At 44.8% G+C, this 25578-nt stretch carries 30 protein-coding genes; 8 read left to right on the top strand and 22 right to left on the bottom strand.

Features of this window, described 5'->3' with window-relative positions; translation table 11 throughout:
• Nucleotides 1–48: 48 nt before the first annotated feature.
• The 12 genes from lonB to AB3351_RS19675 form a co-directional block, all read right to left on the bottom strand.
• Nucleotides 49–1743, bottom strand: a complete 1695-nt coding sequence (lonB, locus tag AB3351_RS19730; RefSeq protein WP_371148877.1) for an ATP-dependent protease LonB — start codon at nucleotides 1741–1743, stop codon at nucleotides 49–51.
• 350 nt (nucleotides 1744–2093) lie between these two features.
• Nucleotides 2094–3374 carry an ATP-dependent protease ATP-binding subunit ClpX gene (gene clpX / locus AB3351_RS19725; RefSeq protein ID WP_371148876.1) on the bottom strand — a complete coding sequence of 427 codons (1281 nt, stop codon included), beginning with the start codon at nucleotides 3372–3374 and terminating at the stop codon, nucleotides 2094–2096.
• An 11-nt stretch (nucleotides 3375–3385) separates the two neighbouring features.
• Entirely contained in the window at nucleotides 3386–3976 is a 591-nt protein-coding gene (gene clpP, locus AB3351_RS19720; RefSeq protein WP_371148875.1) for an ATP-dependent Clp endopeptidase proteolytic subunit ClpP, read from the bottom strand.
• A gap of 100 nt (nucleotides 3977–4076) precedes the next feature.
• On the bottom strand, nucleotides 4077–5363 hold the full coding sequence (gene tig / locus AB3351_RS19715; protein WP_371148874.1) for a trigger factor: 1287 nt from the start codon (nucleotides 5361–5363) through the stop codon (nucleotides 4077–4079).
• A gap of 208 nt (nucleotides 5364–5571) precedes the next feature.
• Nucleotides 5572–6630 carry a tetratricopeptide repeat protein gene (locus AB3351_RS19710; protein WP_371148873.1) on the bottom strand — a complete coding sequence of 353 codons (1059 nt, stop codon included), beginning with the start codon at nucleotides 6628–6630 and terminating at the stop codon, nucleotides 5572–5574.
• A 38-nt stretch (nucleotides 6631–6668) separates the two neighbouring features.
• Nucleotides 6669–7196: a metallophosphoesterase family protein gene (locus AB3351_RS19705; protein ID WP_371148872.1), complete on the bottom strand. Its 528-nt coding sequence runs from the start codon at nucleotides 7194–7196 to the stop codon at nucleotides 6669–6671.
• On the bottom strand, nucleotides 7193–7810 hold the full coding sequence (locus AB3351_RS19700) for an XTP/dITP diphosphatase (RefSeq protein WP_371148871.1): 618 nt from the start codon (nucleotides 7808–7810) through the stop codon (nucleotides 7193–7195). The genes AB3351_RS19705 and AB3351_RS19700 overlap by 4 nt, the downstream gene beginning before the upstream one ends.
• On the bottom strand, nucleotides 7803–8567 hold the full coding sequence (gene rph, locus AB3351_RS19695) for a ribonuclease PH (protein WP_371148870.1): 765 nt from the start codon (nucleotides 8565–8567) through the stop codon (nucleotides 7803–7805). The genes AB3351_RS19700 and rph overlap by 8 nt, the downstream gene beginning before the upstream one ends.
• Nucleotides 8568–8697: 130 nt before the next feature.
• Nucleotides 8698–9750 (bottom strand): GerMN domain-containing protein, encoded by a 1053-nt coding sequence (locus AB3351_RS19690; RefSeq protein ID WP_371148869.1) that lies wholly within the window; start codon nucleotides 9748–9750, stop codon nucleotides 8698–8700.
• Nucleotides 9751–9828: 78 nt separating this feature from the next.
• Nucleotides 9829–10641: a glutamate racemase gene (gene racE, locus AB3351_RS19685; protein WP_371148868.1), complete on the bottom strand. Its 813-nt coding sequence runs from the start codon at nucleotides 10639–10641 to the stop codon at nucleotides 9829–9831.
• A gap of 343 nt (nucleotides 10642–10984) precedes the next feature.
• Complete coding sequence (locus AB3351_RS19680; RefSeq protein ID WP_371148867.1) at nucleotides 10985–11326, bottom strand: DUF5665 domain-containing protein; 342 nt, start codon at nucleotides 11324–11326, stop codon at nucleotides 10985–10987.
• Nucleotides 11319–11747, bottom strand: coding sequence for a DUF948 domain-containing protein (locus AB3351_RS19675; RefSeq protein WP_371148866.1), 429 nt, complete (start codon nucleotides 11745–11747; stop codon nucleotides 11319–11321). Before AB3351_RS19675 ends, AB3351_RS19680 begins: the two co-directional genes overlap by 8 nt.
• Nucleotides 11748–11919: 172 nt before the next feature.
• Between AB3351_RS19675 and AB3351_RS19670 the strand changes: the two genes are divergently transcribed.
• From AB3351_RS19670 to AB3351_RS19635, 8 genes are all read left to right on the top strand, one after another.
• Nucleotides 11920–12759, top strand: a complete 840-nt coding sequence (locus AB3351_RS19670) for an STAS domain-containing protein (protein ID WP_371148865.1) — start codon at nucleotides 11920–11922, stop codon at nucleotides 12757–12759.
• Nucleotides 12760–12775: 16 nt separating this feature from the next.
• Complete coding sequence (locus AB3351_RS19665) at nucleotides 12776–13132, top strand: STAS domain-containing protein (RefSeq protein WP_206247377.1); 357 nt, start codon at nucleotides 12776–12778, stop codon at nucleotides 13130–13132.
• Between the two features lie 2 nt (nucleotides 13133–13134).
• On the top strand, nucleotides 13135–13539 hold the full coding sequence (locus tag AB3351_RS19660; RefSeq protein WP_371148864.1) for an anti-sigma regulatory factor: 405 nt from the start codon (nucleotides 13135–13137) through the stop codon (nucleotides 13537–13539).
• A gap of 54 nt (nucleotides 13540–13593) precedes the next feature.
• Nucleotides 13594–14607, top strand: coding sequence for a PP2C family protein-serine/threonine phosphatase (locus AB3351_RS19655; RefSeq protein WP_371148943.1), 1014 nt, complete (start codon nucleotides 13594–13596; stop codon nucleotides 14605–14607).
• A gap of 75 nt (nucleotides 14608–14682) precedes the next feature.
• Complete coding sequence (locus AB3351_RS19650) at nucleotides 14683–15000, top strand: STAS domain-containing protein (RefSeq protein ID WP_371148863.1); 318 nt, start codon at nucleotides 14683–14685, stop codon at nucleotides 14998–15000.
• Between the two features lie 20 nt (nucleotides 15001–15020).
• Nucleotides 15021–15515, top strand: a complete 495-nt coding sequence (gene rsbW / locus AB3351_RS19645) for an anti-sigma B factor RsbW (protein ID WP_371148862.1) — start codon at nucleotides 15021–15023, stop codon at nucleotides 15513–15515.
• On the top strand, nucleotides 15478–16254 hold the full coding sequence (locus AB3351_RS19640; RefSeq protein WP_371148861.1) for a sigma-70 family RNA polymerase sigma factor: 777 nt from the start codon (nucleotides 15478–15480) through the stop codon (nucleotides 16252–16254). The genes rsbW and AB3351_RS19640 overlap by 38 nt, the downstream gene beginning before the upstream one ends.
• Before the next feature lie 95 nt (nucleotides 16255–16349).
• Nucleotides 16350–16883, top strand: coding sequence for a SpoIIE family protein phosphatase (locus tag AB3351_RS19635; protein WP_371148860.1), 534 nt, complete (start codon nucleotides 16350–16352; stop codon nucleotides 16881–16883).
• A gap of 28 nt (nucleotides 16884–16911) precedes the next feature.
• Here AB3351_RS19635 and AB3351_RS19630 read toward each other — a convergent pair whose 3' ends face one another.
• The 10 genes from AB3351_RS19630 to metX form a co-directional block, all read right to left on the bottom strand.
• Nucleotides 16912–17667, bottom strand: a complete 756-nt coding sequence (locus tag AB3351_RS19630; RefSeq protein ID WP_371148859.1) for an exonuclease domain-containing protein — start codon at nucleotides 17665–17667, stop codon at nucleotides 16912–16914.
• A gap of 133 nt (nucleotides 17668–17800) precedes the next feature.
• Nucleotides 17801–18022 (bottom strand): helix-turn-helix domain-containing protein, encoded by a 222-nt coding sequence (locus tag AB3351_RS19625; RefSeq protein ID WP_057897830.1) that lies wholly within the window; start codon nucleotides 18020–18022, stop codon nucleotides 17801–17803.
• A 149-nt stretch (nucleotides 18023–18171) separates the two neighbouring features.
• Nucleotides 18172–18627, bottom strand: coding sequence for a hypothetical protein (locus AB3351_RS19620; protein ID WP_371148858.1), 456 nt, complete (start codon nucleotides 18625–18627; stop codon nucleotides 18172–18174).
• Nucleotides 18628–18656: 29 nt separating this feature from the next.
• Nucleotides 18657–19088 carry a hypothetical protein gene (locus AB3351_RS19615; RefSeq protein ID WP_371148857.1) on the bottom strand — a complete coding sequence of 144 codons (432 nt, stop codon included), beginning with the start codon at nucleotides 19086–19088 and terminating at the stop codon, nucleotides 18657–18659.
• 4 nt (nucleotides 19089–19092) lie between these two features.
• On the bottom strand, nucleotides 19093–19569 hold the full coding sequence (locus AB3351_RS19610) for an acyl-CoA thioesterase (protein WP_371148856.1): 477 nt from the start codon (nucleotides 19567–19569) through the stop codon (nucleotides 19093–19095).
• Nucleotides 19570–19694: 125 nt separating this feature from the next.
• Nucleotides 19695–20732, bottom strand: coding sequence for a biotin synthase BioB (gene bioB / locus AB3351_RS19605; RefSeq protein ID WP_371148855.1), 1038 nt, complete (start codon nucleotides 20730–20732; stop codon nucleotides 19695–19697).
• Between the two features lie 184 nt (nucleotides 20733–20916).
• A complete protein-coding gene (gene sdhB, locus AB3351_RS19600) occupies nucleotides 20917–21672 on the bottom strand; it encodes a succinate dehydrogenase iron-sulfur subunit (RefSeq protein WP_371148854.1) in 756 nt (251 codons plus the stop codon).
• Between the two features lie 21 nt (nucleotides 21673–21693).
• A complete protein-coding gene (gene sdhA / locus AB3351_RS19595; protein WP_371148853.1) occupies nucleotides 21694–23469 on the bottom strand; it encodes a succinate dehydrogenase flavoprotein subunit in 1776 nt (591 codons plus the stop codon).
• A gap of 11 nt (nucleotides 23470–23480) precedes the next feature.
• The gene (locus tag AB3351_RS19590; protein WP_371148852.1) at nucleotides 23481–24131 is read right to left on the bottom strand and encodes a succinate dehydrogenase cytochrome b558 subunit; all 651 of its coding nucleotides are present in this window, start codon (nucleotides 24129–24131) and stop codon (nucleotides 23481–23483) included.
• 317 nt (nucleotides 24132–24448) lie between these two features.
• Complete coding sequence (metX, locus tag AB3351_RS19585; RefSeq protein ID WP_371148851.1) at nucleotides 24449–25555, bottom strand: homoserine O-acetyltransferase MetX; 1107 nt, start codon at nucleotides 25553–25555, stop codon at nucleotides 24449–24451.
• Between the last annotated feature and the right edge of the window lie 23 nt (nucleotides 25556–25578).

Below are 25578 nucleotides of genomic sequence, written 5' to 3'. Positions count from 1 at the left end.
TTAACTGCTGGTCGTTGTCTAATGCTCCGGTACAGGAAAGCGGTTTTTCTACATGGAGGTAGGAGAAGGGTTCAGAATTTCAGTCGCTTGTCGCAGTGCAGCCTCAATCGGCTGAGTCTCCGTCTGGCTTTGTGGAATAAGCGCATGACTCAGTACCTCGTCTAGACGCTCCACCGCAATAACCTGTATGCCTTCCATCTGCTCAAAAATATCCTGCCAGTTGTCTTTGGGTACCAGAACTTTTTTGACACCTGCAAAACGCGCTGCCTCGACCTTGGCTACTACGCCTCCGATTGGCTTGACCGCTCCATGAATGCTCAATTCTCCAGTCATGGCTACATAGTTGTCTATCGGCTGCTCGGCGATTGCTGAGTAAATCGCCGTTGCCATGGCAGTACCTGCTGAAGGTCCATCAATCGGAATACCGCCGGGAAAGTTCACATGAAGCGTGTAATCATGCGTATTTACTCCTTGAAGACGCAGCACTGTTAGCACATTCTCCAAGGAACCTCTTGCCATTGATTTGCGGCGCAGTGTTCGTCCTTTACCGCCCATCTCCTCTTCATCCACCACACCGGTAATCGTAATCGTCCCCATTCCCGGCTCAGCCGTTTTGGATGCTGTTACTTCAATCTCAAGCAAGGCTCCCATATTCGGACCATAGACAGCCAATCCGTTTACCAATCCTACAAATGAGCCGCCCAATACTTTTTTATCCGGACGCGGCGATTTCTGGCTGCTGTTAACCACCCATTCAATATCAGAGCGCATAATTTTTTCCCGCTGTTCTGTAATGGCAATCCCGGCTGCAATCTGCACCATATTGACAGCTTCCCTACCATTCGTCGCATAACGGGTTAAAAATTCTACGGCAGTCTCTTCGATATCCATCTTCATTTTATCCACTGCATTCATGGCAATCGCATAAACTTCTGAAGGAACGAGAGAACGGAAGAAGATCTCTAGACAGCGCGAACGAATGGCAGGCGGAAGTTCATCTGGTGTCCGTGTCGTAGCACCAACAAGACGAAAATCGGCAGGTAATCCGTTTTGGAAAATATCATGAATATGCTTTGGAATTTGTTGATTTTCCTCACTATAATACGCGCTTTCTAAAAACACTTTCCGATCTTCGAGCACTTTTAGCAATTTATTGATCTGTACAGGATGAAGCTCTCCAATCTCATCAATAAATAGAATTCCCCCATGCGCCTTCGTAACCGCACCTGGCTTTGGCTGAGGTATACCCGCTTGTCCCATTGCCCCCGCACCTTGGTAGATCGGATCATGCACCGAACCAATCAGAGGATCTGCAATCCCACGCTCATCAAAACGTGCGGTGGTCGCATCAATTTCTGTAAATAAAGCATCTTCTTTAAACGGAGAAGCAAGCTGTTTTTTCGCTTCCTCTAGAATTACGCGGGCGGCTGCCGTTTTGCCGACACCTGGAGGACCATAAACAATAACGTGCTGAGGATTTGGCCCACATAACGCGGCACGCAATGCACGAATGCCATCTTCTTGGCCTACAATATCGCTTAATGTGGCCGGACGGGTTTTCTCAGAAAGCGGTTCAGATAACGAAACAGAGCGCATTTTGCGCAGTTGCTCCATCTCCTTGCGTGATTCACGGTCAACATACGTTCGGCTGCTGCGCTGATTTTTCAGCAGGCTCATGAAGTACATCCCGATGATCACCGCAAAGAAGACTTGAATTAGCGTAAGTAGTAGTGTCCAGTTCATATGTCCCTCCTGTTGTACGGAATATCCGAAGTCAGCGCCTCGTGTTTTCTAGGTGTATTATTGCCTAGAAGCAGGGGGAATAAACGAATAATACGCACATCCCTTTTTCTCGGCTCTTTTCCTTTTCAGGAAGCAGTATTGTCCATTCCATTTCTAAAAGCGGGCAAGTTTAAAACTTACAAATACTTCAAAGGTGGAAGCAGTTAAACTTGCAGGTCCGCTTTTATTATTTCATTAGGCTGCAGGAAAAAGGCCTGCGAAAAATAGATATACGTATATAGAGTCTGTTCATTTACATATAAAAAAGCCATCGGAGAGCACTCCGATGACTTTTTTGAGCGGGTGGCGCGTTATGCGCTTTCCGGTTTTTTGTCTTTTCCTTCTTCAATGAGCTTGCCCTGTTTTGTGTATAATTCAGGATGACCTTTTTTCTTAACGGTTTCATCTGTAATGACACACTTCACAATATCATCACGGGATGGTAGGTCGAACATAATGTCAAGCATAATCCCCTCGATGATTGAGCGAAGTCCACGAGCACCCGTATTGCGCTTGATTGCTTCCTTAGCAATTTCACGCAGCGCTTCGTCTGTAAATACCAGCTCTGCTTCATCCATCTCAAGAAGCTTCTGGTACTGCTTAACGAGCGCATTCTTTGGCTCCGTCAAAATACGGATAAGTGCATCTTCATCAAGCGGCTCCAATGTTGTGATGACCGGCAGACGACCTACAAATTCAGGAATTAAACCGAATTTAAGCAGATCTTCCGGCAGCACTTTCTGCAGGAATTCACCTGATTTCAAATCTCTCGTTGTCGCATCGGCGTCCGCACCGAATCCGATAACTTTCTTGCCAACACGACGCTTGATCAGCGACTCAATACCATCAAACGCTCCACCTACAATGAAGAGGATGTTGGAGGTGTCGATTTGAATAAACTCTTGATGCGGATGCTTACGTCCACCTTGTGGCGGCACACTGGCAACCGTACCTTCAAGAATTTTCAGCAATGCTTGCTGTACACCTTCACCCGATACATCACGCGTAATAGACGGATTCTCCGACTTACGAGCTACTTTATCAATCTCATCAATGTAAATAATGCCGCGCTCGGCCTTCTCCACATCATAATCAGCAGCCTGGATAAGCTTTAAGAGAATATTCTCTACATCTTCACCCACATAACCAGCTTCAGTTAGTGATGTCGCATCCGCAATGGCAAATGGGACATTTAAGATGCGAGCCATTGTCTGAGCCAGAAGCGTCTTTCCGCTTCCTGTTGGTCCAAGCATCAATATGTTACTTTTCGCCAGTTCTACATCATCAATTTTCGAACCGGTATTGATACGTTTATAGTGATTATACACTGCAACAGACAGCGATTTTTTGGCTGCCTCCTGACCGATTACATAATCGTCAAGAAATGCTCGAATTTCATGCGGCTTCGGAATTTCTTTGAGATCAATCTCTTCTTCAGTACCTAATTCCTCTTCGACAATCTCTGTGCACAATTCAATACACTCATCGCAAATGTATACACCAGGACCAGCTACAAGCTTGCGTACTTGATCTTGAGACTTACCGCAAAACGAACACTTGAGTTGGCCTTTTTCATCGTTGAATTTAAACATGAAATCACCCCTTACTTTTGATCATTACGAGTGATGACTTCGTCAATTAACCCGTATTCTTTTGCTTCAAGGGCATCTAAGAACCGGTCGCGGTCCGTGTCGCGTTCAATTCTTTCAAGCGGCTGACCTGTACGCTCAGCGTAGATTTGATTCAACTTCTCTTTCGTCTTTAAAATCCACTCAGCATGGATTTTAATGTCTGCAGCCTGACCTCGGATTCCTCCAAGCGGCTGATGAATCATCACTTCACTATGCGGCAGTGCATACCGCTTGCCCTTGGCTCCAGCCATCAGTAGGAACGAACCCATACTGGCAGCCATGCCGATGCATATCGTCGACACGTCCGGCTTTATGAACTGCATGGTATCATAGATCGCCATGCCTGCTGTAATTGAGCCTCCAGGAGAATTTATGTATAAGTGTATGTCCTTATCTGGATCCTCAGCAGCTAAGAATAATAGCTGCGCTACAATTGCATTAGCCACCTGGTCATCAATCTCAGATCCTAGCATGATGATGCGGTCTTTCAAAAGCCGGGAATAAATATCGTATGCTCGTTCCCCCCGATTCGTACTTTCCACAACATAAGGTATAACACTCATAAAACAGCAATCCTCCTTTCAAAACTCGTTATGTATGATTAGTTTGGAAAAACAAGGCACGAAAATTCGTGCCTTGTTTTTGGTTGTTGTTATTATGACATTATTTGCTGCTCTCGACAAGAAGATCGATTGTTTTGCGAATGCGAATATCATTTTGCAGGCTTTCCATATTATCACGCGCACCAAAGATATTGCGCAGCTCATCAACCGGACGGTTGTATTGCTTAGACAACTCTTCAAGCTCTTGATTAATATCCTCATCTGTTACTTCCACATTTTCAGCTTTTCCAATCGCCTCAAGCACTAATGTAGTGCGTACGCGTTTTTCAGCATCCTCTTGGAATTGCTCACGAAGCTTCTCTTCATCAAGACCTGTGAATTGGTAGTACAGATCAAGATTCATGCCTTGGAATTGAAGGCGTTGTGCAAAGTCGTTTACCATATGGTTTACTTCGTTCTCTACCATTACTTCAGGTAGATTAATCTCTGCGCCTTCAGCAGCTTTTTCGATCAGCGATTCTTTTTTATAGTTTTCAGCGTCTGTTTTCGCTTTTTCTTCCAGCTTGTTCTTGATGTCAGCTTTCAATTCGTCAAGCGTGTCGAACTCGCTTACATCTTTGGCGAACTCGTCATCAAGCTCAGGCAGGTTTTTGCGTTTAATTTCATTTACCTTCACTTTGAATACAGCAGGTTTTCCTGCAAGTTCAGCCGCATGGTATTCTTCAGGGAACGTAACATTTACTTCTTTTTCCTCGTCCTTTTTCAAGCCGATGACTTGATCTTCGAAGCCAGGAATGAATGTGTTAGAACCAACTTCAAGCTGATAGTTTTCTGCTTCTCCGCCTTCAAATGCTTCGCCATCTACGAAACCTTGGAAGTCGATGATCGCATAGTCACCTTTTTCAATTGCAGCATCTTCTTCAAGTACAACCAGTTCAGCGCTGCGGTTTTGCATTTGGCTCAATTCTTCTGCGATGGCTTCCTCTGTTACAGTAAAGTCTTTTTCTTCTACTGTTAGGCCTTTGTATTCACCAAGCTTTACTTCTGGTTTTACTGTTACTGTTGCTTTGAAAACAAGCGGTTGACCTTTACCGATTTGCTCTACATCCACTTCTGGACGATCAACAGGCTCGATACCTGTCTCTTGTACCGCTTCTGTGTAAGCTTCTGGCAAAATAATATCCAGTGCGTCTTGATATAATGATTCTACCCCAAAACGCGCTTCGAAAATCTTGCGCGGAACTTTCCCCTTACGGAAGCCAGGAATGTTCACTTTTTTTACGACTTTCGTGAACGCCTGGTCAATTGCTTCATCTACACGGGCTTCTTCAACTTCAATCGTCAATACGCCCTGGTTATTCTCTAACTTTTCCCAAGTTGCCTTCATTTAAACTTTCCCCTCCTAAAAATCTATGACCAATACAAGTGCTGCTTACTTCATCCACACTATGTATGCTGTACTACATCTGCCATTATAACCATTTCATTATATCATAATCAAATTCCTTTTCAACTCTACAGATTTAATATACATCATGTATATGTACGACGCTTTTTCACCTATATTTTTTCTTTTAAAAAAGGAAGCGCCTCGACTACAGATCAGTAGATCTCGACTCTAATTGCAGCACTTGAGTTAACATTTCAAAGTTTTTCTCAATCACAGGAAACGGAATATGATACAACTTAGCCACCTGCCGTCCACTTTCTTCCATGCGCAACAGCTTAGCTACGCTATAATGCAGAGCTGCCGCCCACTCACCCGGCTTATCGACCTCAGGATGCAGCGGATAAATGGAAAAAAGATATTCCATCCATAATTGAAAGGCGAAGGAAATAAAGGAGGCATCCTGTTTATAAGCAATATGTGATAGATGTTCAAGTACAGCGCGTTCTCCCTCAGGCATGTCTTCATCATGCATAGGAGTATCTTCAATCAATGTTTCAAACTTCTGATCGAACTTATACAGGTACACAGGTCCGACCTCACCCATCTGCTTAAGCGCGCGTAGCGCAAATGTTTTTAGCATCGGCTCAGGATATACAAGCATAAGATATTCTTTTATTACGGAAATCGTTTCTGGTGAAGGTATGTATTTCAGTTGCTCAATTGCTCCAAGCTGCTCCTCAAACGTGCCGCCCTCTAATTTTTCGTACAGACGTGTTATGTATGTCGGGTCAGCCTCTGCTTTCTTAAGAGTAGATTGACGTGAGAACAATTCATCTTCCTTCCATTGCTCCTTCTGTGTCTCTACCATTTGAAATGTCTCGCGAATCGCTTCAATTTCCTGCATGAACGGCATCAATTCTTTTATTTCTACCGCTTGCGTAAGCAGTTCTTCGATTCGATTAAAGTCTTCTAGCTTAAGCAATAGGCCCAAATAAGCCCGGAATATTTCTGCCGTATCACCCGTCCTCTCTTCCCACAACCGGGCGACTAGCGGCATCGCTTCTTCAAAGCGGTTGGCTTGAATAAGGATATCAGCAGCAGTAAGAAGCGCTTCTGGATCATCTGGTGTAATACGCAGAAGTTCTTGTACGTGTTCAAGCGCTTGATCATACTCGCTTTCTTCTGCCGCCGCTCTGGCTTCTCTCAGCCTTTTTTCAACTAGACCGGGAAAAAGAACAACTTTTTCATTATCATGTTGGGGCATTCGTATTCACCTCCCTGAAGTGGCATTATATAATCCGACTATTCCTCCACCGTCCGTGTTAAAGGGAACACCCGACGCAGGCCGGATTGCTCCACTCCTTCTGGAGAATAGAAAGAGACGATCACTCGTCTATCCTCTCCATCCTCTTCTATTGTTAGAAGCGCATACGTTGGTGAAAAATACGAACGCGGAAGAAGCATACTGCCCGGATTTACATACAAGATGCCTTCTTCATAAACCGCAGTAACTTCATGCGTATGCCCGAACAGCACAAGATTCGCCCCCACCTCCGTGGCTCGGTAGCGCAGGCGCATCGGATTCTGCTTCACTCCGTATGTATGACCATGTGTCTGAAGAATACGAAGTGAGCCAAGTTCTATCACTCTTTCCTCCGGCACTCCTATCTCATTGTCACAGTTGCCGTGTACATACGTAAATTCTGGTGCTTGTTCTAGCGGATAACAAAAGTCTCCACAATGGAAGGCTGCTGCATGGGGATGACGGGTCAGAATCTCGGATAGATGCTGTACGCTCCCATGAGTGTCACTTACCACTATCACGTTCATGAGAAACGCTCCATAAGCATACCCTCTAACACATGCACCGCTACACCACGATGACTAATCCGGTTTTTCTCCTCAGGCGAAAGTTCAGCCATTGTCCGCTCTTTTTCAGGCACATAGAAGTGAGGATCATAGCCAAATCCATTGCTGCCCGAAGCCTCAAGCACGAGACGTCCTTCACACGTTCCCCGTGCGAACATAGTCTCCTCACCAGGAATAGCAAGCGCAAGCACAGAAACAAAACGTGCCTGACGGGCCGCTTCAGGTACACCCTGCATTCTAGCCACCAATTTGGCATTATTCTCGGCATCTGTCGCATCCGGACCGGCAAAGCGGGCTGAATATACGCCCGGCTCACCGCCCAGTGCTTCTACTTCAAGTCCGGAATCATCGGCAAGCGCCGGCAGGTCTGTGATCTTAGAGATAACCTCAGCCTTCTTCCGAGCATTAGCTTCAAACGTATCGCCATCCTCTACTACATCCGGCAAATCAGGCAGATCAGCGATCGTTAAAACCTCCACATCAAATGGGTCAAACATGCGGCTGAACTCTTTGATCTTTCCTTTATTTTTGGTGGCTAAAACAATCTGGTGCCAGGGAAACGCTTTTTTAGGCATTGCGAATAGCCTCCCCGTCCGTATTGCCAATTGTTTCACCGAGCGCTCCTAAGACTTCTTTTTGTATAGATACGAGATCCATAACACCTTTTTGGCCATAAGTGAGCATACCCTGAAGTTCTTCTGGGCTGAAGGGAGCCTCTTCCCCAGTTCCTTGAACCTCTACATATTTTCCCTGTCCGGTCATGACGATATTCATGTCTACCTTAGCCTGTGAATCTTCCACATAGCATAGATCGAGATGTGGCTTGTCTTGCAGAATGCCTACGCTTACTGCGGCAAGAAAATCCGTAACCGGAAGCTTTGTCAGCGATTGCTTCTCAATCAGCTTTCCCATCGCCATTACCATTGCCACATAAGCGCCGGTAACAGATGCGGTACGCGTGCCTCCGTCAGCTTGAATCACGTCACAGTCAAGCCAAATGGTTCTCTCACCGAGCGCTTCTAGATTCACAACAGAACGCAGCGCACGACCGATAAGACGTTGGATTTCCTGCGTTCTGCCGTTCACTTTTCCTCGGCTCGATTCACGCACATTCCGGGTTTCAGTAGCACGTGGCAGCATGGAGTATTCTGCTGTTACCCAGCCGCGTCCTTGGCCTCGCATGAACGGCGGTACGCGCTCTTCAACCGTTGCCGTACAAATAACCTTCGTATCCCCAACTTCAATCAGCACAGAGCCTTCCGCATGTTTTATATAATTAACTGTCATCGTAACAGGTCGAATCTGATTATATTCACGTCCGTCAACTCGCATACCATTCCCTCCCAATTATTATTTCTGGCTTATTATAGCACAACCTATGATCGAACATGTACCGCTCCTCTCCCTACTTATGTGAAAAGAAAAAGCGGGGCGCACCCCGCTTTAACCTCGTATCGGGCTTCTAGTATGCCCGACTTTCAGTAACCATAGAACGGGTTACTGGCTTCGTATAATCAATGCTGCCTGCTTTGACCGTATTTTTTCCATCTACCATAATTTGCACCTTTTTGGCTTTTGAATTCTCTGTAAGTGAAAGCACTACCGACTCTAAAGCATCCGGGCTTGCCTGCCCTTGATTATAAGAAAGGATTTTGTTATCAAAGTTCACAACAATGATATCTTTCTGCTGCTTTACGCTCTTTACGTTCATTGTCGGAAGCAGTGCCGAGAACAGCGGCGACCCGGAATGCGGCCCCTGGATCAGTTCTTGGACGACCGCTAGCTCTTTGTTATCGGTTTTAGGAATCCAGCGGGTTACCGGTACGAAATAGGTGAGCTTGTCAGACACTTGATTTTGAAAATATAATGTGACGGCCATCGCCTGACCCGGCTTTACCTGATCTGACATCTCTACATTAATGCCATTTTCACGGCTCAGGTGAGATACCGGCGTTCCTTTTACCGGCATTACCTCCTGTGGGTGTCCATTTACCCAGATATTTACCTCTTTGACTCCATTAAATTCTGTGAGCGTCCATGTTAGTGCTTCGAGAATTTTCTGTTCATCTTCGGCTTTATATTTTTTAAATTCAGGAGAGAAATCGACAGTAGCAACGCCTTCCTTGATCGTCATGCCAAGAATTTTGGTTCCTTTTGGAAGCACCGCACGGAATCCCGGCGGAAGTGTTTTCTCAGATTCGCCTCCCTGCACCATATAACCGAGCACCTTCTTGGCCATACCTTCTGACTTCGGTAGTTCTACTTCCCACGGTACAACAAGCCCCTCAGTATCAAGGACATACACTTTATGCATGCTGACCGGTTTGTCCGTTTTTTGGCTTGTTGCACCCGTTGGCGCATCCACCTTCTCGCTTCCTGCGGACGGTTGTGAATGAAGCGGCGGCGGATCAATCGCTCCGTTGCTTGGAGTATCATCCGGCCCGAACAATCCACATCCGCTCAGTACAAATAAAAAACCAATAAAGGCACTTAGCAAAGACAACCTGCGTGCCATAGCTTCCCCTCCTCAGGCTCATTTTGTACTACTATGTATACGAGCCTGGGGAAGAATTATACATGCTTTGTCCAAATTTTATTTTTCTTGCCGCGCTAAATCTACCTGGCATGGACGTACATTAATATGAAGCCACTCTTCTGCAATCGACATAAACAGTTCGGTATTCCCACTCGCGAAGAAGCGATGCGCAGGATTTACAATATCTCCTCCATTTGCAAGCATACGTCGAAAAGACAATACAGCACTCAGCTCACGCGCTGCCTCCTCCGCCGAACTGATAAGCTTAACATCAGGTCCAATTGCCTCCTGAATAAAATGGGCAATCAGAGGGTAATGCGTACAGCCAAGGATTAAGGTATCAAACGTTTCATTCGCGAGCGGACGAAGCGCTTCACGTACAATTTCAAGCCCTTCCACTTCATGCAGCTTTCCGCTCTCCGCTAAGGGAACAAGCGTGGGGCAAGCAAGACTTGTTACCTGCACTTGAGGATTTAGCTTTTTAAGCGCGTTCGCATACGCTCCGCTTCGAATCGTTCCTTCTGTACCGATTACAGCTACCCGCCCGGACTTCGTTTCTTTGATCGCCGTGCGAGCGCCCGGTTCAATTACGCCGATAACAGGAATATCAAGCTGTTCGCTTACTTCCTGCAGCACAACAGCCGTTGCTGTATTGCAGCCAATCATCAGCGCCTTAATATTTTGCTTAAGCAAAAACTCAATCATCTGCAGCGAGAAGATACGCACTTCCTCTGCAGGCCTCGGTCCATAAGGACAGCGGGCCGTATCTCCAAAATAATAAACCGCTTCACGCGGAAGCTGGCGCAGCACTTCTTTGGCCACCGTAAGGCCTCCCACGCCAGAATCAATAACGCCAATTCCTTGTTTCATTCTTCTAGTCGCTTCCTTCTCTCAATGGTTCTTCTCTATCTTGGCGATTTTACTCATAAAATACAAGCTACGAATTTCATAAGCCCTCTTGCATTGATCCAATTTCTTCTTATCGGTTTCATTTATAGAGCAGAGTGGTAAAAGCTTTTATATTCTTCGCCTTGTATAGTGCATGGCTTTAGCATAGTATATGGAACCGCCCTGTATTTGCGTACAAAAATCCGCATGGACGGCACGCCGCTTTATTGTGGGCGTGCTTTTATATGGAGTAAAATAAAGATCAGAAAAAATGCCGCATGAACGAATGCATCCAATCGTTCATGCGGCTCTCTCCATGGGCTTGCTATTCTGTACTTTTAAACGTGTTCACCCAATCGAGCAATTGGGCGATATACTTACCAAAGAGCGGCATAGAGACAAAAAAACTAAGAATATATACGGTAATAGCGATAATAATAGCCGTACCGATCGTCAATCCGACTCCGCGTGATACACCGGCCAACAAATTCGTCCATATTACATGACTCGGCTTTTGATAGTTCTCGATAAAATCTGTAATGCGCGTTTTTTCAGTACGATCCGCCAGCCATGCCAGCTTATCGTAATATTTCTCTTCGATTGGGTCATGCTGAGGAGTAGCAGGGGAAGAAATTCTTCCCCTTGACTTTTCACTGAGCTTAGGCACGCTGCTTCACCTCTGCTCGCTGTGCATCTAGCTGACGCATACGATCGAATCCTTTGTAGACGCTAAAGCCAGCAGTCAGCAACTCCAACGCACGATCCGCCCATTCCGGCGGACGGGATACTTTATGCTGCACATGATGAGAGAGTGAATTTACACCTTCGCCAATCGAGTCAACCGCACTGAAGGTACTTTCTAGCTTGTCCATTTTGCCTGTTAGATCCTTAGAGATGACATTTAAATCTTCTAATGAGACATCAACACGGGCAATAATCTGATCTACATTCATCTGTAAGTGCTGAATCGTCTCATCTGTTTGTTTGAGTAAGGCGTTAAGATTGCGAAAAAATTGGACCAGCATCACCGAAACAACGACAATAGCAATTGCTAAGATGATGACACCAATGGTAATAGCTGTCTGCATAGCTTCCTTCCTCCTGTTAATGATATTGTGTCTGAAGTTTATTACCCGTATTTTTCTCCCTATAAACTATGTTAAGATATAGTGGGAAGGTTTATGTTACAGCACACATCATTATATTTCGCAAACAATACACCAATAAAGCATAATGCAATTTGAAGATAGGAGTGCTACTATGTTCAGAAAAACTTCTCAACAGTTTATTCACGACAATAGCGATGAAATTGAAAGACTGTGGAAAGAACAGTGCACCGCGACCTCCTCTGCACATCACCATACCATCGAGAAATTCATTACCCACATGATTCAGGATGGATTTCTTACCCACTTTGCCTCCTTCTTTTCTGAAAAGGAAGAGGAGCGCGAAGAAGCTATCAATAGCATTGAAAAATTGTGCTACCGCTATGTGCCGCAGTGTACAGAAGCTGATGTGCCTGTTTCCACGGTTATCCAACCTTTTTATTTCATCCGTAGTATTCTGTTGGAAACAGAAGATGTGCAACAGCATCCTACTCTTATCCTTCCTTTAATGAAAGAAGTGGATCAATTTTTCTTTCGGCTAATGAGTATCATCCACGATATTTACGCCACTTCTTGGAAGAATAGGTTATTGGCGCAGCGTTCTGCCATTATGGAATTGTCCGCTCCTTTAATACCATTAATCGAGAGCATTACGGTCATGCCTATTGTCGGTGCTATCGATACGGAACGCGCGGAGTTGATTACACAAAACCTTCTATATGGAGCCATCAAATACGAAAGCAAGGTTGTACTTATTGATATTACGGGAGTCGCCGAGGTGAATACCATGGTGGCCCAGCATATTATTAAAGCGGCAGAAGCCATCCACCTCATTGGAGCCGAGTGTATTGTCGTAGGTGTGCGGCCTGAGATTGCACAAACGATGATTAGCTTAGGAATCGACATGGATATGCTAACAACGCTGAGTTCTATGAGCCAGGGACTTCGAGTAGCTCTTGCAAAAACAGGAAAAGAAATCAACGAAATCAATTAAGGAGGTCTATGCTACAATGAGAATTCCAATATTAAAGCTCGGCAATTATCTGCTCGTTTCCATTCAAATCGAACTTGATGATAAAACAGCGGTACAATTTCAACAGGATCTTTTAAATATGATTCATAAAACCGGTTCGACGGGCGTTGTAATCGATCTAACCTCAGTGCAGATGATTGACAGCTACATTGCGCGCGTCCTAAGCGATGTGGTTAAAATGTCCGAGCTTCTCGGTTGTGAGGTGATATTCACTGGTATTCAACCAGCTGTTAGCATTACGCTCATTGACTTAGGAATTGGCTTTCGCAACATCAAAACAGCCATGAATCTGGAACAAGGCTTGGAAAAACTGAAGCAATCATTGGAGGGATAACGGTGGACAACAATCCTAGCATTCATGTTTATAACGAGTGGGATATTGTTGTTGCTCGCCAAAGTGGGCGGGATCTCGCCAAATCCCTTGGATTCGGAGAAGTCGACCAGGCACGGATTACTACTGCGATCTCCGAGTTGGCTCGTAACATCTATTTATATGCCAAACAGGGGGAAATCGAGATTTCGCCTGTTTATGAAGGCGACAAGGTAGGTATTAAAATTATATCCCGCGACAGTGGACCTGGAATTAAAGATGTTATGAAAGCTCTTGAAGATGGTTATTCTACTTCCGGTGGCCTTGGCGCTGGACTCCCAGGAGTGAAGCGTTTAATGGATGAGTTTTCAATTGAGTCTAGTGAAGGTAAAGGCACGGTGATTACCGCTGTGAAATGGCACCTTTTCTAAACATCTTACTGCGTTTATACGTGTTGCACGAGAGGAGGGCGTTTTTTGAAACAAGTGAAGGAGTATTACGAAAAAATCATGCTCCACTATCTGCAAAATCCCGGCGAACAGCAGCTTTACGCCGGTCAGCAGCTTAGTAAATCGCTCATCGAAAAAGATATTCCACCTGAAGACATCTTAGCCCTTCATATTAGCATCATGAGACAGCATGACTATATTCTTCCTGAGGTATGGGATCGCTCCTTCCAGTTTCTAATGGAAATTATGGTGTCTTTTGGGATGGCATATCAGGAAAGACAAAGCTTGCGACTTAAGAAAAAGCAGCTGGAGAGTGAGATTAACGTAGCAATCTCCATGCAGAAAAAACTTTACCCTGATGCTTTTGCTCACGACTTTCATGATCTTGATGTGGGCTTTATCAGCACCCCAGCTCGTGAAATGTCTGGAGACTTCTACTACTATACAAAGCACGGGGAAAATAAATTGGGCATTCTCGTAGCCGATATTGTCGGGAAAGGCATTCCTGCTGCTCTTTGTATGTCGATGATCAAATATGCGATGGATACATTAGAAAATGATGTAAAACCAGCCAATATGATTCTTGAATACTTGAATCGTCTTGTACTAAAAAACGCTGATCCAAGCTTGTTTGTTACAATGTTCTATACGATTTATGACCCACTCACTTCCATACTCACGTATTCTTCTGCCGGTCATGAGCCTGCGCTCTATTATCATTCACATTCAAAATCATGTGAAGATCTGAATGCCAAAGGCTTGATCCTCGGCGTTGATCCAAACGTGAAGTATGAAGAAAAGTCTATCTTACTTGAAGAAGGTGACTTTATTGTGTTATATACAGATGGTGTAACAGAGCGGAAAGGCTCAGATGCGCCAGACGATAACTCAATTTTACGTGAGGCGCTTGCCACAGCCGATCTTACGCTTTCCTCACAAGAAATTGTTCACCATATGTACCAATATGCGATTAAAGAAAAAGAATACCAGTTAGATGATGACCATACGATTGTAATGGTTCGAAAGAAAATGAATGAATTTGCCACATAACACATTGTTTGATTCCCGGGAAGCCGGGGTAAAGTAAATTATAGTGTACATATAATGATGTTAGAGGTGAAATGAATGAATCAACTTCCGTTCTTAATTGAAACAGGGGAAACAGATAAAGATATTTGTGTATACGTTCATGGTGATTTGGATCTTGCTTCCGCTCCTCAGCTACGTGAGATCTTGCTCCCGCTGGCAGAGAAGGATCAAAGAATACTGCGTGTTAATCTCAAAAATCTTCACTATATGGACAGCACCGGACTTGGTGTGTTCGTAGCAGCGCTTAAGCTGCGCAAGTCAATTAACGGAGAGATCTACCTAGAAGAAGTTCCTGAAAAAATTCAGCGTATCTTCCAGATCTCAGGTGTCGATCAGTATTTAACTATTGCGTAATTTTTACAGGGGGGATTCGTATGCCAGAATTAAATGACCACGTAAAAATAAATGTTCCGGCACGCGCCGATTATATAAGCGTGATTCGTTTAACGGTCTCGGGCCTTGCTTATCAGATGGGCTTTTCTTATAACGATATTGAGGATATCAAAGTAGCGTTAGCTGAAGCCTGTAATAATGTAGTAAGTCATGCATATAGAAATAGCGAAGCCGGAGATATGATTGTAGATTTTCATGTAGAAACTGAACGTCTGCGTATTGTAATTAGTGATGAGGGCAGCTCTTCTCCGTTTGATGCGAAACGGTTGAAAAATGAAGCTTCTTCCCTTCATGGAAAAAGCTTGGATGAAATTGATGTAGGTGGTCTCGGAATTTACCTGATGAAAACACTTATGGACGAAATCGAGTATGAAACTGATGAGAAGGGGGTTAAAGTTTCACTAACTAAATATCTCAAAAGGGATGGGGTGAGCGAAAGTGAGCCAAACGTCCACCAGGAAATCATTCAACCGTGACATTACTGAACAAATTCGCACATACCAAGAGACTGGCTCCGAAGAATTATTAGAGCAGATTCTTCAAGACTACCAGACAACCGTACGAAAACTCGCTTCAAAAATGGCACGTGACTTTCATTTGGTGGACGACTTATACCAAGTAGGTATGCTTGCTTTACTTGGCGCCATTGAAAAATTCGACAGTGAAGTCAGCCATAACTTTGACGCGTATGCGGTATCGACTATCGTCGGAAAGATGAAGCACTACCTTCGCGATAAAACATGGAGCATTCGCGTACCTCGTACAATTAAAGAAATGGGATATCGTCTGCAGAAAACCATTGATGAATTGACAATCGAACTGCAGCGCTCTCCGCGCATTGATGAAATCGCGGAAAAACTCGATGTCTCGGAAGAGAAAGTGCTGGAGATTATGGAGAACAAGGGGAATATCCATGCTCTCTCTCTTGATACTCCAATGAAAGCTGACAATCAAGAACAAGATTCGCATACATTGATGGATATGATTCCGGATCAAGATCCCGGATTTTTGGATGTAGACCGTAAGATGGACTTATCGAGCCTGTTGGAGGATTTGGATGAACAGCAGCGTCAGGTGATCCATTATGTGTATTATGAAGAGTGGTCACAACGACAAATTGGTGAAAAACTGGGTATCTCACAGATGCAGGTTTCCCGTATCTTACGGAAAACGCTCCAGCAAATGAGAGAAGCCTATGTGAAGAATTTAGAATAGCAATGCATATAAACAATCCATTACCCTATTCTTTTCAATACAGTGTCCACCACACATCCAAAAAACCTAATACTCCGTCTGGTGATTGCTATTATGTGGGATTTGATCATACTAAAGCAATCATTAGCATCGTAGACGGATTAGGCAGCGGTCCAGAGGCAAAAGCCTCGGCAGAGAAGATGATCCAGGAAATTGAAGCACACATACCTGGTGAGCTTCCGCCGCTTTCTCTCCTACAAGAAGGGAATCGCTCTCTCTATGGATCGAGAGGTTCTGTAGTAGGAATTGCCATGATTGATATCGACAAAAAGCAATTATCATATGCTGGAATCGGGAATATCACTTGTCTAGTCGTTACACCTACGAGACAAAAGCATTATCTTATTTCAAATCCTGGTTTTTTAAATGGGCGTCCCTTTCGTGGTGTAGAGCGCTATGTCCCATATCATCCAAATGATACTGTGGTCATTTTTTCTGATGGCATTCAACTTCCAGAAAACTGGGAATATATTGTGGCCGATAGACGCTCCCCTGATGCCATTTTGGCCTGTCTTGTAAGCGAGATGAAACCAATCAACGATGATGCTACCCTTATTGTTGGTAAATGGCTGCAAGAAAAAAGAGTGTAAGTGGCGTTCCTCCTCTTACACTCTTTTTTTAATGGCCGCTAGACCGAGCCATGTATTCATACAACTCCTCCACTGTCTCTACCTTTACCTCCTGTAGGCGGCTCTGAAAGCTCCCCCATAATAACGCTGTCATTCGCGCATCACAAAGCGCATCATGTCGGCCTTCGACCATAATACCAGCTTCTATCAACATTTCCTCCATCGTATGGACAGAATTGGCGGGAAATAAGCATTCTGCCACCTTTTTCATCTCTAGAAGGCGTCGGTCAAACCTCCGCCGGCCCGCTCTCCACAAGAAATGATTAAAAAATGAAAGTTCATGTCCTATATAGTATCCTACGATGATGCTTGAGTTGAGAAAATTTTCCAATTCACAAAACGCTTTGGCAAGCTCTGGTGCATTGACTACATCTTCTTCCCTAATCCCGGTTAGTTCTGTTATATGAATCGGAATATTGCAGGTGGGACGGACATACGTAAAAAATTGCTCTGTTTCTGATACTGTACTGCCAAACATCCGAACCGCTGCTATGGAGATAATCTCATCTCCATGCGCGGGATGAAATCCAGTGGTTTCAATATCAATCGATGCATACGTTAATTGCTGCAAAGGCGTCCGAAGAAGTGCTGCATTCTGCTGTGATTCTTTCCATACGGAACGAGTCCACGCTTCCTGACGTAAATCTGCGCTTCCCTGACCGTAGAACATACTGAGCTGCTGTCTTCCTATACCTCGGGAAAGCAGCTGAGAGATACGCGCCAAAAAGCCCTCCTGTTCTTTCATTTGCTTCCTCCACTCTTTCATACTATGTAGAAGAAATACTACAAACATAACTTACCATCGTCAACAATCACGACAGGTTTTCTTACATAAAAAACCCCCCTCATATGAGGCGGGCTGCTCGTTTAGAATGGATCTAAATTTTCAATTCACCTAAACGAACTAATTCAACAACGGCTTGAGAACGACCTTTAACATTAAGTTTCTGCATGACGTTGCTGATATGATTGCGCACGGTCTTCTCGCTGATAAACAATTGCTGTGCGATTTCTTTCGTAGTCTTGTCTAGCACAAGTAGTTCAAATACCTCTCGTTCCCGATTGGTCAACAGCGGCTTGGCTTTCTGTTCGTTACTCAAAAGTGCTACCCCTCCTTGGCCTGGGCTCTCAAGTTCAAGGCTAGGGATACAGTCACCATAGTGTATGACCCGGAAAGATAGGTGGTTCAAGAAAGCGGGAAAATTGGGCTTGCGACACAGTATATTCGAAAGCGGTTCCTTCTGTTCAATTACTTATCAAAAATTTGCTCGTCCACTCCCGGATTATCAACTGCGCCATTTTCGATATCGCGTGCCGGAGCAGCAAGCCGCCATTCCTTGATTTTAAACTTAATGCTATCCGCATCATCCTCTGCACGTGGCTTTATAACGAGCAGGACATCTTCATAGCTAAGGTTCTCTATTTCCGGAAGCTTCTCCGGGTCTGGAATTCCAATGGAACGTAAGTACTCAATTGCATCCTTCTTCTCTCCGGAAGAGAAAAAATAACTAAGAAAGTCATCCACCAGTCCAAATCTTCGGGAATGGACCGTTGCATCCGTCATTTCTTCCAGACGAAGACCTTCATAATCTTGGCGCGCCAGAATATGCAGATGATCCTTCCCATATCCAAGCTCATTTAATTTCCCTGCGATTTCACGGACAGGTTCCGTATAACGAAAACGTTCAATAATAAATTGGCTCATGGCAGTGCGTTCCTCCTAAGGACTTTTTACTAGTCATTTACCCTTTTGGAGGCCGCACAAAACTTTCCATTTTGCTCATGCAATGCAAATATCGGAACATCGGGAAATAACTGCTTCAGTTCAGCTATATAGTCAGCACGCATAACAAAGAGCCAACGAGTTCTATGCAGTGCCAACGCCGCTACACCTACTTCATGACGACTGATCTGCCACATAGGAAGCGGAAGGTAACGGAAAGCCAACACGACATCTCCAAATTCAAAACAAGCCCGCAGGCATTCTTGGAGTGTATACTCACCTCTTCTGTATTCAAGCAGGTGCACAGGTTCAATCCCGAATTGTTGAATAAGATGCTCCCGATCGCTTATTTGCTCTGTTGTTTTGCTGTCCGTACCTGTCCGTGAAGATAGGACCGGATGCTGTAGGCGCAGGAAGGGTAGTGGAATACCGTGAAAAAACATGAAGTTATTGAATCATCTCCATCTGCTCGAACGCTATGATGCTCTCCCGTATATTTTCTGGAATTCGAGCACTCTGTCTCGTTTCTTTATTTACAAGTACAAGTGTGCTTATTGCCGTTGCTACAACCCTATTATTCTCTTCGGCAATCAGGCAGTACTCTACATCTAAAGAGCTGTTGCCAAGGCGTGACGTTCTCACACCTAAACACAGCTTCTCCCTAAAAAAGGCTTCACTATGGTAATGACAGGCAATATCTGCGATGACTACCATTAATTCTGCATCATGATGCAGTACGTTCTCGCCTATTCCTAGATGATCGAAGTAATCTACTCGTCCCTGTTCAAAGTAGATAATGTGACTGGTGTTGTTTACGTGACCAGACATGTCGGTCTCACAATAACGAATATGAATGTTTGTTGTAAAATGAAACTTCTTCAACCACTCTTCCATACTTGGCTGAATATACGCAGCTCTTGCCATTAGCTCTCCACCCCTTCTACTGTATGTACTATTTTTATTCTGTTATTATTTTAGCAAAATATTCTGAGCGCAACAGCAAAAAAGCTTCCCTTTTCGGGGAAGCTTCCGTTACGTATATGCGCTGTTTATTCGGCGAGAACGGGCGGTTCACTGTCAAATGCACATTCTTCAATTTCAAATCCAAGGTCTTCAATCATCTCATGATCCATCTTCGTCTGCTGGCCGCCAGTTGTTAGATAATCCCCAACGAAAACAGAGTTAGCTGCATACAATCCCATTGGCTGAAGATGACGCAGATTGACTTCCCTGCCACCAGAAATGCGAATTTCTTTTGTTGGATTCACATAACGGAATAAAGAAAGAGCTTTGAGGCATTTCACTGCGCCAAGTTTTTTCATGGATTCTAACGGTGTGCCTGGAATCGCATTTAAGAAGTTAACAGGAATAGAGTCAGCATTAATCTCATGCAGTGCATACGCCATCTCAACGATTTCTTCATCGCTCTCACCCATTCCTAGGATAACACCAGAGCACGGGGACATACCTGCCTCTTTTACCGCGTTCAGTGTGGTAACGCGATCGTCATACGTATGAGTCGATGTAATGTTCGCGTGATTGCTGGCCGATGTATTAATATTATGGTTAAACCGATCCACTCCAGCCTCTTTAAGTCTGCCTGCTTGCTCCGGCGTAATTAAGCCAAGACAGGCACAGATTTTCATCTGGTGCTTGTCTTTGATTTCACGCACCGCTTCTACGACATTATCTACTTCCTTGTCTGTTGGACGCCGTCCACTCATGACGATACAGTATGTACCTGCTTTCGATTCCTTTGCTCTAGAGGCCCCATCCACCAATACGTCTTTAGAAAGCTGTGGATATTTCTCGATCGGGGCATCGGAGACGATAGACTGTGAACAATAGCCGCAGTCTTCCGGGCATAATCCGCTCTTTGCGTTAATAATCATATTGAGTTTAACTTTATTCCCATAATAATGACTGCGGATGCGGTATGCGCCCTGAAGCAATGCCAAGATCTCCGTATCTGGGGCCTCGATAATATGTAATGCTTCTTCCTTCGTTATCTTCTTACCTGCCAGTACTTCCTCTGCAAGTGCCATCCAATCAGTTTTTGGTTTTGTTTCTAATACGGGTGTCAGCATGGCTCCTCCTCTTTTGTTAACTTTTTTATATTATGAGTTAACATTAATTATAAAGAGACAGCAAACGATATGTCAACTAAATCAAAATAATTGGATAACATATAATGCATTGATGCTCCATATATCCCTGGATAAAAATAAAACAGCACCCCGCCGAAGCAGAGTGCTGCCATTTCCTCCACGATTAGCTGCGGAAGAAGTTTTTGATTGAGTATACGGTTGTAGAGCGGTTCATTGCTGCAATGGACGTTGTGAGCGGAATGCCTTTCGGGCAGGACTGCACACAGTTCTGAGAATTACCACAATCGGTAATACCGCCTTCACCCATCAGCCCTTCCAGACGCTCTTCCGCGTTCATTTTACCTGTCGGATGCTCATTGAACAAACGCACCTGAGAAATTGCAAAGGCACCAATGAACGGAGATTTATCATTTACATTCGGACATGCTTCTAAGCATACACCGCATGTCATACAACGAGACAGCTCATACGCCCATTGACGATCCACTTCCGGCATACGAGGTCCTGGTCCGAGGTCATGTGTACCATCGATCGGAATCCAAGCCTTGACGCGCTTCAACGCATCGAACATGCGGCTGCGGTCAATTGCTAAGTCACGGTTGACAGGGAATGTGCTCATTGGCTCCAGACGAATTGGCTGTTCGAGCTTATCGACCAGTGCTGTACAAGATTGACGCGGTTTGCCGTTGATCACCATCGAGCATGCACCGCATACCTCTTCTAGACAGTTCATCTCCCATACAATCGGAGCGACTTGCTTGCCATCTGTGGTTACCGGATTGCGCTGAATTTCCATCAGACAACCGATAATATTCATATTCGCACGATATGGAATCTTGAATTCCTGTTTATATGGCGTTCCATCAGGACCATCCTGACGGGTAATAATCAAGTGAACAGTTTTTTGTTGTTCAGCCATGTCTCTTCACCCCTCTTTTTTCTACTTCTTCTCGGCTACTTCATGTTTCGTCGAGTAGTCACGTTTACGAGGCTTAATCAGTGAAACGTCGATATCTTCATAGGAAATCTTCGGTCCGTTTGTCGCAGGATCGAAATTCGCCATCGTTGTTTTCATGAAGCTGTCATCATCACGTTCTGGGAAGTCCGGCTTGTAGTGAGCACCACGGCTTTCGTTACGGTTCAATGCACCAAGCGTAATAACACGGGCAAGATTCAGCATGTTCCACAGCTGACGCGTGAAGGAAGCGCCTGCGTTGCTCCACTTGGATGTATCATTGATGTTGATGTTCTGATAACGCTCCATAAGCTCCTGGATCTTCTCATCTGTCTTCTGCAGCTTATCATTATAGCGAACAACCGTTACATTGTCCGTCATCCACTCACCGAGTTCACGATGCAGCTTGTACGCATTCTCTGTACCGCTTGTCATGTTCGTGATACGGTCGTACTTTTCTTGATCCTTCTTCACCTGTGCATCGAATACGCCAGCAGACACATCTTCCGCTGATTTGTTCAAGCCGTTGATATATTCGATTGCTTTTGGTCCGGCTACCATACCACCGAATACCGCAGATAGCAGAGAGTTCGCACCTAAACGGTTGGCACCATGTTGTGAATAATCACATTCACCGGCAGCAAACAGACCCGGAATGTTTGTCATTTGATTATAATCAACCCACAGTCCACCCATTGAGTAGTGAACAGCAGGGAAGATCTTCATCGGAACTTTACGTGGGTCATCCCCAACGAATTTCTCATAGATCTCAATGATACCGCCCAGCTTGATGTCCAGCTCATGCGGATCTTTATGAGAAAGGTCAAGATAAACCATGTTCTCGCCGTTGACTCCGAGCTTCATGTTAACACAAACATCGAAGATCTCACGCGTTGCGATATCACGCGGCACAAGGTTACCATATGCCGGGTATTTCTCTTCAAGGAAGTACCAAGGCTTACCATCTTTATATGTCCATACACGACCGCCTTCACCACGTGCTGATTCAGACATCAAGCGCAGCTTGTCATCCCCAGGAATCGCTGTTGGGTGAATTTGAATGAATTCTCCATTCGCATACGTTGCGCCTTGCTGGTATACGGCTGAAGCGGCTGTTGCTGTATTAATTACGGAGTTTGTAGACTTACCGAAGATGATTCCAGGACCACCGGTTGCAAGAATAACAGCATCCGCTTTAAAGGATTGAATCTCCATCGAACGCAGGTTTTGTGCAGTAATACCACGGCACACACCGTCTGTTTCATCAACAACAGCAGATAGGAATTCCCAACCTTCATATTTTGTAACCAATCCGTTTACTTCCCAACGGCGCACTTGCTCATCCAATGCGTACAGAAGCTGTTGTCCTGTTGTTGCACCGGAGAATGCTGTACGGTGATGCTGCGTCCCCCCAAAACGACGGAAGTCAATTAAGCCCTCCGGCGTACGGTTAAACATAACACCCATACGGTCAAACATATAAATAATTCCAGGCGCCGCATCACACATTGCTTTTACCGGCGGCTGATTTGCGAGGAAGTCCCCGCCATATACTGTATCGTCAAAGTGGATCCATGGAGAATCCCCTTCACCTTTTGTATTTACTGCTCCATTAATACCGCCCTGCGCACAAACAGAGTGAGAGCGTTTTACAGGAACAAGAGAAAACAACTCAACAGGGTGGCCGGCTTCTGCAGCTTTAATTGTGGCCATCAAGCCTGCCAAACCGCCGCCAACTACGATAATTTTACCTTTACTCATGCTCAAACCCCCTATTTTTGGATTGCTTGTGCTACATCAACAGGATTTGCAAAGGAGAACAGAGCCAACAATCCCATCGCCGACATCAACACGAATACAACCATTGTAACATACGTAGAAATACGCTGTGCACGAGGACCTACCGTGATGCCCCAGCTTACGGCGAAGCTCCACAGGCCGTTTGCAAAGTGGAACGTTGCAGAAAGCAAGCCAATAACATAGAAAGCTAGCATGAACGGATTCGCCAGAATATCATTCATTAGAGTAAAGAGGCCTGTCGCTTCTACATTTCCAATTACCATTTGCATTTTTGTTTCCCATACGTGCCATGTAATAAAGATCAATGTGATAACACCGGTTACACGCTGCAGCATGAACAGTACGTTACGGAAGTAACCATAGTTGTTCACGTTGTTTTTCGCTTGGAATGCAACATACAACCCATAAATACCATGATACAGAATGGGTAAGAAAATAAAGAGAATTTCAATCAAAGCCAGGAATGGAATTCCTTCCATAATTTCAACACGCTCAAGAAAAGCTTCTTCGCCGCGCGTTGCATAGAAGTTCGTAAATAAGTGAACGAACAAAAATCCCCCGATTGGTACAACCCCTAGCAGGGAATGTAGTTTACGGTTAAAAAAGTGACGGTGATTCAGCATTGCACAGACTCCCCCTTTCACAAGGTTACGTTTCAGATTTTCTAGTTTGACACTTTTTTCACAAAAATAATCAATTTCTCTCCGACTTCTTCATCTACGTACGTGAAGATTCCCTACCACTCTCTCGTCTCTCTAGAAATTCCCCCTTTGCTCACTCCATTCCACATGCATGACATGAAGAAAAGCTTCCCGAGGAAGCCTTAAAATAAATGAAGACTTTGTGACAGATTCATTTTACTCCGTATGGAAGGTAGCGTCAAGAAAAGCAGCGGACAAATTGTCGAAATACGCCGATAATCTGTGGACAATCTTTATAATTATCTCGGGGCAGCAGACGGAGCGAAAATATTAGCCGCATGTTTCTCAATAAACCGTTCAACTAACGGACCAATTTTTACAAATTCGACAAGAAAGCCGTCATGGCCATAGATGGATTCGACAAAATGATAATCCACATCCTTACCAAGTGCTCGCATAAGATCGACAATCTCCTCCTGATGGTCGGCAGGATACAATAAATCTTTTGAAATTGCTACAGATAGAACCTTAGCTTCAATTCTCTCAAGTGCAGCCTTAATCCCGCCTCGTCCTCGACCAATATCGTGCGAATCCATTGCCTTTAGCAAATACAGATAGCTATTGGCATCGAATCGCGTGACCAGCTTCTGCCCCTGATAGCGCAAATAGCTTTCAATGTTAAAGGTGGAATCGAACTGCATTACATCGCGTTCATCCTTTAACCGTCGGCCAAATCGATACTCAAATAAATCAGCAGTACGATACGTGATCATGCCAAGCATCCGGGCTATGGATAATCCATTTACAGGCCCTTTTTCCGGATAATAGCTGCCGTTTTTCCACTCGGGATCGGATAGAATCGCCTGTCTTCCTACATCATTATAAGCAATCGCTACAGCTGACAAGCGTGCGGATGTCGCAATTGGCAGGACAAGATGCATCATTTCCGGATACATCACCGCCCACTCATATACCTGCATGCCGCCCATGGAACCGCCCACCACAGCAAAGAGCTTCTCAATTCCTAATTGCTCAATCAACATATACTGCAGCTTCACCATATCCCGAATCGTCACAACCGGAAAAGCAGCACCATACGGCTCTCCCGTCTCCGGGTTCGAAGAGGCGGGACCCGTTGTACCTGCACAGCCTCCCAGCACGTTTGACGTGATTACAAAATATTTATTCGTATCAACGTATCGTCCGGGGCCAATCAGTCCTTCCCACCATCCTGGGGTCTCTTCATCTCCCACCGCATATGCATCACCGGTAAGCGCGTGACACACCAAAATCGCATTGGTCTTCTCCTCATTTAGCGTCCCGCTCGCCTCATAAGCAATCTCAACCTGCTTGAGTGTAGCTCCACACTCCAACGTTATTTCATCTATAACCATCTTCTGTATCATGCGCTTATTCACTCCTTTCTAGC

It is taken from the genome of Aneurinibacillus sp. REN35 (assembly GCF_041379945.2).
GTDB lineage: Bacteria > Bacillota > Bacilli > Aneurinibacillales > Aneurinibacillaceae > Aneurinibacillus.
Note: the sequence above shows the minus strand (reverse complement) of the source record. Positions and strands in the feature narration are given on the sequence as shown.

Bases quoted from the DNA above. Each gene is read 5' to 3' on its own strand.
- sdhB (WP_371148854.1), bottom strand. From the start codon at position 21,672: ATGGCTGAACAACAAAAAACTGTTCACTTGATTATTACCCGTCAGGAT.
- AB3351_RS19690 (WP_371148869.1), bottom strand. From the start codon at position 9,750: ATGGCACGCAGGTTGTCTTTGCTAAGTGCCTTTATTGGTTTTTTATTT.
- AB3351_RS19590 (WP_371148852.1), bottom strand. From the start codon at position 24,131: ATGCTGAATCACCGTCACTTTTTTAACCGTAAACTACATTCCCTGCTA.
- AB3351_RS19630 (WP_371148859.1), bottom strand. From the start codon at position 17,667: ATGAAAGAACAGGAGGGCTTTTTGGCGCGTATCTCTCAGCTGCTTTCC.
- clpP (WP_371148875.1), bottom strand. From the start codon at position 3,976: ATGAGTGTTATACCTTATGTTGTGGAAAGTACGAATCGGGGGGAACGA.
- AB3351_RS19620 (WP_371148858.1), bottom strand. From the start codon at position 18,627: ATGAGCCAATTTATTATTGAACGTTTTCGTTATACGGAACCTGTCCGT.
- bioB (WP_371148855.1), bottom strand. From the start codon at position 20,732: ATGCTGACACCCGTATTAGAAACAAAACCAAAAACTGATTGGATGGCA.
- sdhA (WP_371148853.1), bottom strand. From the start codon at position 23,469: ATGAGTAAAGGTAAAATTATCGTAGTTGGCGGCGGTTTGGCAGGCTTG.
- metX (WP_371148851.1), bottom strand. From the start codon at position 25,555: ATGATACAGAAGATGGTTATAGATGAAATAACGTTGGAGTGTGGAGCT.
- racE (WP_371148868.1), bottom strand. From the start codon at position 10,641: ATGAAACAAGGAATTGGCGTTATTGATTCTGGCGTGGGAGGCCTTACG.
- AB3351_RS19710 (WP_371148873.1), bottom strand. From the start codon at position 6,630: ATGCCCCAACATGATAATGAAAAAGTTGTTCTTTTTCCCGGTCTAGTT.
- AB3351_RS19610 (WP_371148856.1), bottom strand. From the start codon at position 19,569: ATGGCAAGAGCTGCGTATATTCAGCCAAGTATGGAAGAGTGGTTGAAG.
- AB3351_RS19675 (WP_371148866.1), bottom strand. From the start codon at position 11,747: ATGCAGACAGCTATTACCATTGGTGTCATCATCTTAGCAATTGCTATT.
- lonB (WP_371148877.1), bottom strand. From the start codon at position 1,743: ATGAACTGGACACTACTACTTACGCTAATTCAAGTCTTCTTTGCGGTG.
- AB3351_RS19700 (WP_371148871.1), bottom strand. From the start codon at position 7,810: ATGCCTAAAAAAGCGTTTCCCTGGCACCAGATTGTTTTAGCCACCAAA.
- rph (WP_371148870.1), bottom strand. From the start codon at position 8,567: ATGCGAGTTGACGGACGTGAATATAATCAGATTCGACCTGTTACGATG.
- tig (WP_371148874.1), bottom strand. From the start codon at position 5,363: ATGAAGGCAACTTGGGAAAAGTTAGAGAATAACCAGGGCGTATTGACG.
- rsbW (WP_371148862.1), top strand. From the start codon at position 15,021: ATGCCAGAATTAAATGACCACGTAAAAATAAATGTTCCGGCACGCGCC.
- AB3351_RS19665 (WP_206247377.1), top strand. From the start codon at position 12,776: ATGAGAATTCCAATATTAAAGCTCGGCAATTATCTGCTCGTTTCCATT.
- AB3351_RS19670 (WP_371148865.1), top strand. From the start codon at position 11,920: ATGTTCAGAAAAACTTCTCAACAGTTTATTCACGACAATAGCGATGAA.
- AB3351_RS19705 (WP_371148872.1), bottom strand. From the start codon at position 7,196: ATGAACGTGATAGTGGTAAGTGACACTCATGGGAGCGTACAGCATCTA.
- AB3351_RS19650 (WP_371148863.1), top strand. From the start codon at position 14,683: ATGAATCAACTTCCGTTCTTAATTGAAACAGGGGAAACAGATAAAGAT.
- AB3351_RS19615 (WP_371148857.1), bottom strand. From the start codon at position 19,088: ATGTTTTTTCACGGTATTCCACTACCCTTCCTGCGCCTACAGCATCCG.
- clpX (WP_371148876.1), bottom strand. From the start codon at position 3,374: ATGTTTAAATTCAACGATGAAAAAGGCCAACTCAAGTGTTCGTTTTGC.